Source organism: Desulfobulbus rhabdoformis (genome assembly GCF_016919065.1).
Lineage (GTDB): Bacteria > Desulfobacterota > Desulfobulbia > Desulfobulbales > Desulfobulbaceae > Desulfobulbus > Desulfobulbus rhabdoformis.
The window spans coordinates 1-4,963 of sequence record NZ_JAFFQA010000092.1; the positions used below are offsets into that span (position 1 = coordinate 1).

Below are 4,963 nucleotides of genomic sequence, written 5' to 3' on the forward strand. Positions count from 1 at the left end.
TTCAGAAAGTTTGGTACAAAACAACAGCGGTGCTTCGGGATTTTTCCTCAGAATGGTGAAATTACCCCCGCAAGTACCGCCTCATGGCAAATTTATAAACGCAACCGGTTCAAAGCGGGCGTGGCTGAGTTCTAGTGAGTTTATAATACGCGCTTACTTTGATAATTTAAAAACGACTATGACAATATCAGTAATAATCACTGTATATAATAAATCAAAGCTACATCTTTCAGAGTGCCTCAAATCAGTTCTTCAACAGACTCTTCGATCCGAAGAATACGAAATAATTTTAGTGGACGATTGCTCAAGCTTTGCGGATTCTCTTGCTGTAATTGAATATATCGAAAAGTCAGTTTCACGAATTCAAGTGATTCGTCATACTGAAAATTTAGGACCGAACGAGGCTCGTCACACTGGAGTGAAGGCAGCTGTTGGTGATTATGTTGTTTTTGTCGACGGTGACGATGTACTTACTAGCGACGCGATTGAAAGCCTCAGAATGCAGGCGATCCGAACCAATGCCGATGTCGTATTTAGCTGTTTTTTCCGCTGGAATAGTCTTAATCAGACATATGAAAAATTAGAATTTCATGGTTTACCTCTAGCCATGGATTATAATAAACGACTCAAGGACTTTTTTTCTAAAAATACATCCTTCACCATGTGCGGTCGTTTGATGCGTCGAGCGTTGCTGAGCGATGAGGTCTTTGAAATGCCACGAGTTTTTCATGAGGACATGGTTTCATTTGGAAGAATAATTTTTAAAGCAGATAAAATTTCGGCTATTAATAGGCACATATATTATTATCGCTGGAATCCAGGTTCAATTACTTCAAGCGTGACAGAGCAACACCTAGACGGTTTATTTTTAGCTATCACTGACTGGAATAATCAAGCCCAACAGCGTGGGTTGTGGGAAGAATTGAAAAACGAAATAGCAAAAAAATCAGCCATAGTCTTGAATCAAGCTGTACAGCGAGTTGCATATACCACCGTTGATGATTTAGCACTAGGCTTTGAGACTTTGAAAAATCTTTGGGCGAGGCTGCGAGAAATTCCGAAAGATATGGTCGACAAATCTGAACGGTCTGGACTTAAATTACTAAAAGAAGTGTTCGGAAAATCTACAACGCCGAAACCGGAAGATATGTCGGCACCACTGGAGCGTTTTGGATTAGCCAAAAGACCTGCTCAATATGATTCTGAAGCAGTTTTGCCAGAAGGGTTAAAGCAGTCAGAGATGGCATGCCGCTTAGCCGGTAGAGTAGTAATTGTTTGCCAAGTAAATTACCATGTTCGCAATGCTGCATGCCTGATCCCAACACTTAGAAACTATGGATATCCTTGTATCATCATGGATAACTCTACTTTTGTTGCAAACGGCACTCGCCAAGCTACAGAAGAAGACCGTTCAGGAGTCTTCAATTCAGAATACATCCAGGTTAGACAAGGTCCATATGGGGCAGACTGGCTTGCTACCGCCGCTTTAGTGATCACCTATAACGATTTTAATGATGAATTCAGGGAGGCATTGGAATTCAGGCGCTTGCTGGGGTTACGCACGGTCTGTCTCGTGGAGGGAATCAACGATTTTCTGCGGATTGATTTTGACGAACCACGCTATTTGCCCTATCGGAGGTGTGATACAGTATTTCTAGCAGGGGAGAACGACGCGCCATTTTTTCCAGATCGCGTAACTCATGTTGTTGGCCTTCCTTCAATAGAGGCTTTGGTTGATAAAAATCCGGAATTTCCTCGTATCCCGCTTGCAGTATTAAATGTCAACTTTACCTATGGCGCTTTGGAAAATTATCGAGACAGTTTTGTCGAAGCCGCAGCAGCAGCGTTCAAAAAAACTGGCTTACAGTGGGTAATTACTCAGCATCCGATGGATAAGGGGGCTCTTGATAATATGCCGGTTTCAAAATTGACTCAATATGAGTTAATTGACACAGGAACCGTGTTCGTGAGTCGATTTGCAACCGGTATATTAGAAGCACTGGCAAGTGGTAAACCGGCAATTTACTTTAATCCACACGATGAACAAGTAGATAAATTTAAGGAGCCCAGAGGAGCCTTTGAGGTTGCCAACAATACTGAAGAATTGGTTGGAGCATTAAAAAGAACCTTGCATGACATAGAGGCCGGTGTTGATTTTCGAAATCGCGCTTTGCCATTTTTGAAGCACCATACAGGATATGCCCCGGAAAGTTGTCTTTCTGAACAAAAATTTTCCGAATTTGTTAACCAAATTATAAAAGGTCCCTTTAGATTAGGGGAATGTGATTGCAACACCAAGTTCCAGCACAAAAATCAATTTAATTTCGAAATTAAGGACATTAGCAAAAGCCTTAATGCATTGTCATCAGATATAGCCTGCTCTGTTAATAAATATAGTAAAAATAAAGGGGTTCATATATCAATCATCATTCCATGTTACAATAGTGAATCATATCTTCCTAGCTGTTTGGAGTCATTAAAACGTCAAACTCTTTCTCAAGATCATTTTGAAGTCATTTGTGTAGACGACTGCTCAACCGACAATAGCCTGCAGATACTCAGGGAATACCAAAGACAGATCAAAAATTTTCGTATTATCCGGCATTCAGAAAATCGTAAGCAGGGCGCAGCTCGCAACACTGGCCTCAATTCTGCAACAGGTTGTTACGTATTTTTTCTTGATTCAGATGATTTCCTGCGGCTTGATGCGCTTGAACTGATGATAAATCAGATTGGCTCAGCTGATGTACTGGTCTGTCAACACATTTTAACAAGATTCGATAAACCCTTCCAGGCGAAAAAAAGTAATCGCCATGTAGAATCGACCCTTACTTTAGCCGCCCTTGAAAACACTATTGGTTGGTGGGCTTTCGGTATATTGATAGAAAGGGAGTTAATCGAGCGTTCGAATATAAGATTCAGAGAAGGCGTTTTTTGGGAAGATATCGATTTTAATATACATATTTTTCTTGAAGCAAATAGCTTCGTAGTATCAGAAGAGACTCTCTATTACTATATCCAGCGTGATGGATCGACCGTTAATTCAATCGATGAAAAAAAGCTTATTGATTCCGTATCGGTAATCTCGCACGTTGAGAACAATTTGCTCGAAAAAGTTTTAGAAACTGATCGTCAAAAATTCAGAAACATGGCTGACGGCTGGTTGCGTTATCAAACGTATCGCTTGAAAGAAAGTGTAAACACTGAACAAGAAAAGGTTCGGCTTGCGAATATATTTATCGAAAAATTGAGAGCAGCAGGTCTGTTAGCCGTATTGGACTCTGGGCTCGAATCATACATCACCAAGACAGCTTCTGAAAAACCAACTATTAAAAAAACAGAAAAAGACATAACAATAGATAATTTTCGTTATACCCCTTGGCAACAGGATTTTAAGGATGATTTTAATGGTAAAGTTATTTTTTTCTGCGAGGTTGATTACCATATACGCAGTGCCGCACCAATAGTTCGCAAGCTTAATAAATTGGGAATTAACAGTATTATCATTGATGCTTCACGATCTACATGCTTCAGTTCCAATCGTCCTCTTTCCGAAAACGAGTTATCTTTCTATTCTGACATTGATATTCGCCCTTTCAATGTTGCTGAAATCCTTCCATTTTCTACTGATGCCGGTGCTTTTGTATTTATGAACGATCTTACCTATACCAAACAACTAATAATGGAAAATTATGGTTTTGGTATTCCAACATTCGGTTTCTATGAAGGAATCAATGACGATTGGAACCTCGACAGGGTGTCGCCTCGGATGCCTTACCGTAGTGTGGATTATTTGCTCTTACCCGGCATTTATCAACAAGGATTCTACGCAGATCGAGAATGTCGGATTGTAGGGTTGCCCAATGTTCGTTCGCGCTTGGCTATGCCCTATGTCGCACCATCAAAACGACGCGCGATCATCAATGTCAATTTTACTTATGGTGTTCTCGAAGACCGCCGTGATGAATACGTTGAGACAGCAGTTAAGGCTTGTAAAGACATCGGTTTAAAATACGTCATTACACAACACCCTGCTGATAAAGCGGACTTGTCACGCTTTAATGTCGCCAAGCAGAGTGTGTACGACCTTTTAGATGAAGGAACTATTCTTGTTAGCCGCTTCAGTACCACCATACTAGAGGCACTGGCAACAGGTCGTCCGGTTGTATATCACAATCCTATAAAGGAAAAAGTACCAAAATTCCATCAACCGCTTGGTGCATTCAGTATCTCTGATAATGTAGATAGTTTAAAAAAATCACTGCAAAATGAACTTGATTTTATTGACAATGGGGGGAATGTAAGGAAACGAGCTAGCTTATTCTTACATTTTCATTGTCATGCCGCTGCTGTGGAAGAGCCATCTGAAATCGCTGCTCAAGCGATTGCAGATGTACTCGCATCCCCGCCACCTCGATTTGCTTTTAAAGCAGGGGACTCCTATTTTGAAGTACCGCAATCCAAATATATTTTAGAAAAAAATTCAAAATTGGCTCCTAAATTAAAGAGTAAATCGGGGTGTGAAAAAGAAGCTAAACTTAGTGAGGCGAACCGGATGAGTCGTCAGGGCAATTTTGATATGGCGATCCGGATGTACCTGAAATTATATAATATCAATCCATTACAAATCTATGCCGACAACGCTCTTTTCGCAGCAAAGAAACTAGGCATGGACAAATTAGTTTCTCTAGAAGATCTGGAACGTACATTTGGAGACTAATGTTTATAGTCTTGATCCATTCCAGGTCTGGTTGTTGATCTTTGAAAAAAGCATCCATCGCGTCCACGAGGACGTGGAAGGATGATTTCCCCTGCAGGCGGCAGGTTTGCCTGAGTGAAACGATGCGTTCCACCCAGCGATTGCCTTTATCACTGCTGGTCCCTTGGCTGCGTTTTCGCCAGAGTACGGCATAGCGCAGCATGCGCTCCCCGAAGTTGTTGGTCGGGTCAACACCTTCCTCGA

Annotated in this window: 1 protein-coding gene; it reads left to right on the plus strand. The window is 41.2% G+C overall.

Annotation, left to right across the window (positions count from 1 at the left end):
- Positions 1–10 precede the first annotated feature (10 nt).
- Entirely contained in the window at positions 11–4,720 is a 4,710-nt protein-coding gene (locus JWJ90_RS22330) for a glycosyltransferase family 2 protein (protein ID WP_205229434.1), read from the plus strand.
- Positions 4,721–4,963: the final 243 nt, after the last annotated feature.